Source organism: Paraconexibacter sp., assembly GCF_041602235.1.
Classification (GTDB): Bacteria; Actinomycetota; Thermoleophilia; order Solirubrobacterales; family Solirubrobacteraceae; genus Paraconexibacter.
On record NZ_JBFIGP010000336.1, the window covers coordinates 1 to 3747 of the forward strand.

The following is a 3747-nucleotide window of genomic DNA, read 5'->3' on the forward strand; positions in this document are numbered from 1 at the left end:
CCGCAGCGGCTCACCGAGCGCCGCCCCCTTGCCGTCGAGGACCTCCAGCGTGAGCGTGTGCACGCCGGGGACCGACGGCGTCTCGGCCGGTGCCAGGAGCACGCGCCGGGTACCGGGGCCGACCCGAGCGGAGAGCCCGGTCGCGGCGGGCGGCGCGGCGTCGTGCCCCCACCGCGACCGTACCGTCACCCCGGGCGCGGGCGCGTCGAGGAGATCGACCGAGCCGTCGTTGGTCAGGGCCACGACGACCGCCCGCGACACCCCCGCGAAGAAGCGCAGGTCGTGGTCGGCGAGCTCCAGGCGCACACGGGCGACGGCCGGGCTGAACGAGACGCCCGGGGTGACGGGCGGCGGGGCCGGGCCCGGGCCCTCCGTGGTCGGGATCGCCGCCTCGATCTCGGCGGCATCGACGACCGGGACGTCGGTCGCGGGACGGCGCCGGCGCAGCCGTCTCGGCTCGGGCGGGGGCGGGCCGGTGCCGTCGAGCACCCAGGCCAGGGCCGCGGCGTCCTCGGGGTCCAGGGCCAGCACGCGGGGTGCCGGATCGCGGACCTCGGGCACGAAGTAGGCCTGGGGGAACGGGAGCCCCTCGATCGCGGGCAGCGACGCAGGCTGCTCGTCGCCGGCGAGATCGGTCTCGCGCGTGGCGCGGTCGCGCGTGACGAGCGGGAGGTGCAGGAGCGCGAGGTCCACGTCGTGCCACGGTCCGAGCACGCGGCCGACAGCGGGCGCGCTTCCCGCGTACCCCACCGCCGCCGGGTCCGTCGACGTCAGCCGCAGTTGCGGGTCGGGCCACCACGGGCGCTGGGCCAGGTAGTGGCGGGCGTCGGGCCACACCCACTGCCGCTGCAGCCGGTAGGCGACGTTGTCGGACGTCCCGGTGAGGCCCCGCAGCGCCCGGAGGAGCCGCGGCGTCGGGACGTCGTCCTCGTCGAGTCGCAACGTCCAGTCGCCGGGAGCCTGCGTCGCCAGGTACGGGGTGCCGCGCTCGGGGGGACGGACGGCGGCCATCCGCAGGATGCGCTCGGGCTGCGCGTCGGCGACGATCGCGAGGTCCTGCGGGCCGACCCGTTCGTCGGCGGCGACGAGGACCTCGTCGACGTACGGCGCGACCAGGCGCACGAGTCGGGCGACCCGTTCGGGATGCTGGTGGAAGCGGATGGTGGCCGACAGGCGGGGCCGACGGGCCGGCGCCGACGAGGACGGGCGGGGCCGCCGTACGGGGTCCGCGGCGCGCTCCAGCACGACGAGGTCCTGGTTGCCGTCCAGCCCGCCGGGACGGAACAGGCGGATCGCCCACCGGGGCGTCGCGTGGGTCGCGAGCCACTCCGCCGTGCACCAGGAGTCGCCCCACTGGGGGTCGACGACGCCCCAGTCCCCTTCCGCGCCCCAGACGTCGACGAAGTGATGCTCCCCGCGAACCATCGACTCGACCGCGGCACGGGCGACCTCCTCGCCCAGGGCCCCCGTGGGGGCGTTGCGGGCGATTGAGGTGAGGCCGTGGGTGGTGATCAGCAGCAGGCCGCCAGGCCGCAGCACGCGGTGCATCTCGTCCAGCCAGGCGAGCGCGGGCTCCTGCGCGAAGTGCGACCAGACCGAGATCGCGAACGCGGCATCCAGCGAGCCGGTGTCGATCTCGAGCGGGGGACGGACCGGGCTGACGAAGAACTCGGCCATCTTCAGGTGGTCCCGCGCCCAGGCGATCGCCTGCGCGTTCGGGTCGCAGCCGATCCAGCGCACGTCGGGACGCACGGCGCCGAGCACGCGCGTCACCCGGCCCGAGGAGCACCCGAAGTCCAGCACCATCGCGCCGGGCTCGAGGTCGAGCCCCGCGGACTGGAGGGCGTCGAGGGTCGCGTCGGCGAGGTAGTGGTCGCCACCCGCGGCCAGCGGGCCGCTCGCCATCGCGTGGACCTCCGCGGGCGGCATGTCGGCCACCAGTCCCGTGCGAGCGAGCGCGCCCTCGATCGGGATGTGCGCGGTCCAGATCAGGTCGATGCGCCGGCGCTCGGCGTCCGTGGTGGCGGCGGCGCGAAGACGCCCGTAGTCCCCGGCACGGTGCTCGCGCAGCGCCCGCAGGTCCTCGTCGTTCAGGCGCGCGTGCAGGACGGCGGAGGCGGCGTCCCGCGCGGGGGGTGCGACGGGTGCGCGCTCGGTGACGAGCGACAGGACGTCGGGCCGCGCCACAGGCTCGCCGCCGGCCACATCGGGAGATCCCGGGACCTGGGGCTGGGGATCACGCCGACGCACGGCGCGAACGCTAGAGATTCTCGGCGATGCGCGGGCTCGCGCGGCGGAACGCCCACGCGCCGAGCGCGAACGTGCCGAAGATGATCCCCAGCGGGATGAGCAGCCGGACGTCGCTGCGCATGATCTCCCCGGCGCTCGGCGCACTCGGATCGATGACCGCATGGCGCATCTGCGCGAAGCACGCGGACAGCGGGTTGGTGAGGAATTCCTCGCGCCAGTCGATCGGCACCGTCGTCGCGACGTACAGCGTCGACGAGGCGTAGAACATGATCTGGCTGGTGACTTCCCAGATCGGGTAGATGTCGCGGTACTTCACGTACAGGGTGCTCAGGAGCATGCCCAGCCCGTTGGCGAACATCGCGATCAGCACGACGATCAGCGGCAGCTGGAGCCAGGTCCACGTCGGGTAGATGCCGTTGCCCAGCGCGAACAGCATCACCGCGACCAGCGTCGTGCTGAGGTTCAGCAGCCCGGTGACCATCACCGACAGCGGGATGACGATCGGCTCGAAGTGCATCTTGCGCAGCAGGTTCTCGCGGAGCACGAGCGACTGCACCGACGTCGTCGTGACCTCGGCGAAGAACGTGAACAGCACGATCGCGAAGAGGATGTAGACGCCGTAGTACGGCACGTCGGCGTCGAGGCCGGCGATCTCCGTGAAGACGATGTAGATGACGCCGAAGAAGGCGAACGGCCGGATCAGGGTCCACAGCACGCCGAGGACCGAGCCGTAGAAGCGCAGGCGGAAGTCGGTGATCGCCAGGGTCCACGTCAGGTTCAGGATCCGCTTCGCCTTCTGGCGGAACGTCTCGTCGGCGTGCGGCGCGAGCGCGTCGAACTCGTCCAGGAACTGCTCGTCGCGGGCCAGGACGTCCGAGCTCATGCGCGCTCCATCTCGAACGTGTACGGCAGGTCGACGATCCCGCCGCTGCTGTGCGTGGAGTGCACCAGCAGCGACGTGAGGTCCTCGCGGAGGTCGAGCGTGTCGGAGCCCGAGCCCGCCCGTGCGATCGACGGGGTGAGCTTGTAGTTGGAGGCGACCAGCACGTTCTGGAACCCGATCCGCAGGGTCACCTCGTCGCCGGGCGAGAAGGATCCGACGTCGAGGTCGGACTGCTCGGTCGTGGTGGCGAAGATCGTGTGACCGAGCTCGTTGCGCAGGGTCACGCCGAACACCGGGTTCTCCACCGGCTGGAAGAACCTCGCCCGGACGGCGGCACGGACCGGCTCGCCGTGGGCGACCTGCGCGATCCGCTCGCCGGTGGGGGACTCGAACCAGGCGTCGGCGATCTCGCACATCGTGCGGTCGCCGTAGCGGCCGGTCTCGACCTCGTCGTGCACGAGACGGCCGAAGTTCAGCTCGTTGTAGGCGCGGGCGATGACGTGCGGCTCGTTGATGTCGATGACGTCCCCGCGCTCGATCAGCATCGCCCGGTCGCAGAAGCGCTCGGTCGCGTTCATGTCGTGGGTGACGAAGACGATCGTCTTGCCGCTGGC

3 protein-coding genes are annotated in these 3747 nt (G+C 72.5%); all 3 read right to left on the reverse strand.

Going from position 1 to position 3747, the window contains the following annotated elements; translation table 11 throughout:
- On the reverse strand, nucleotides 1–2250 hold a 2250-nt coding region (locus ABYE80_RS18345), incomplete at its 3' end, for a methyltransferase domain-containing protein (RefSeq protein ID WP_372791747.1).
- A 10-nt stretch (nucleotides 2251–2260) separates the two neighbouring features.
- Nucleotides 2261–3133, reverse strand: a complete 873-nt coding sequence (locus tag ABYE80_RS18350) for an ABC transporter permease (RefSeq protein WP_372791748.1) — start codon at nucleotides 3131–3133, stop codon at nucleotides 2261–2263.
- On the reverse strand, nucleotides 3130–3747 hold a 618-nt coding region (locus ABYE80_RS18355), incomplete at its 5' end, for a Wzt carbohydrate-binding domain-containing protein (protein ID WP_372791749.1). The genes ABYE80_RS18350 and ABYE80_RS18355, both read right to left, overlap by 4 nt.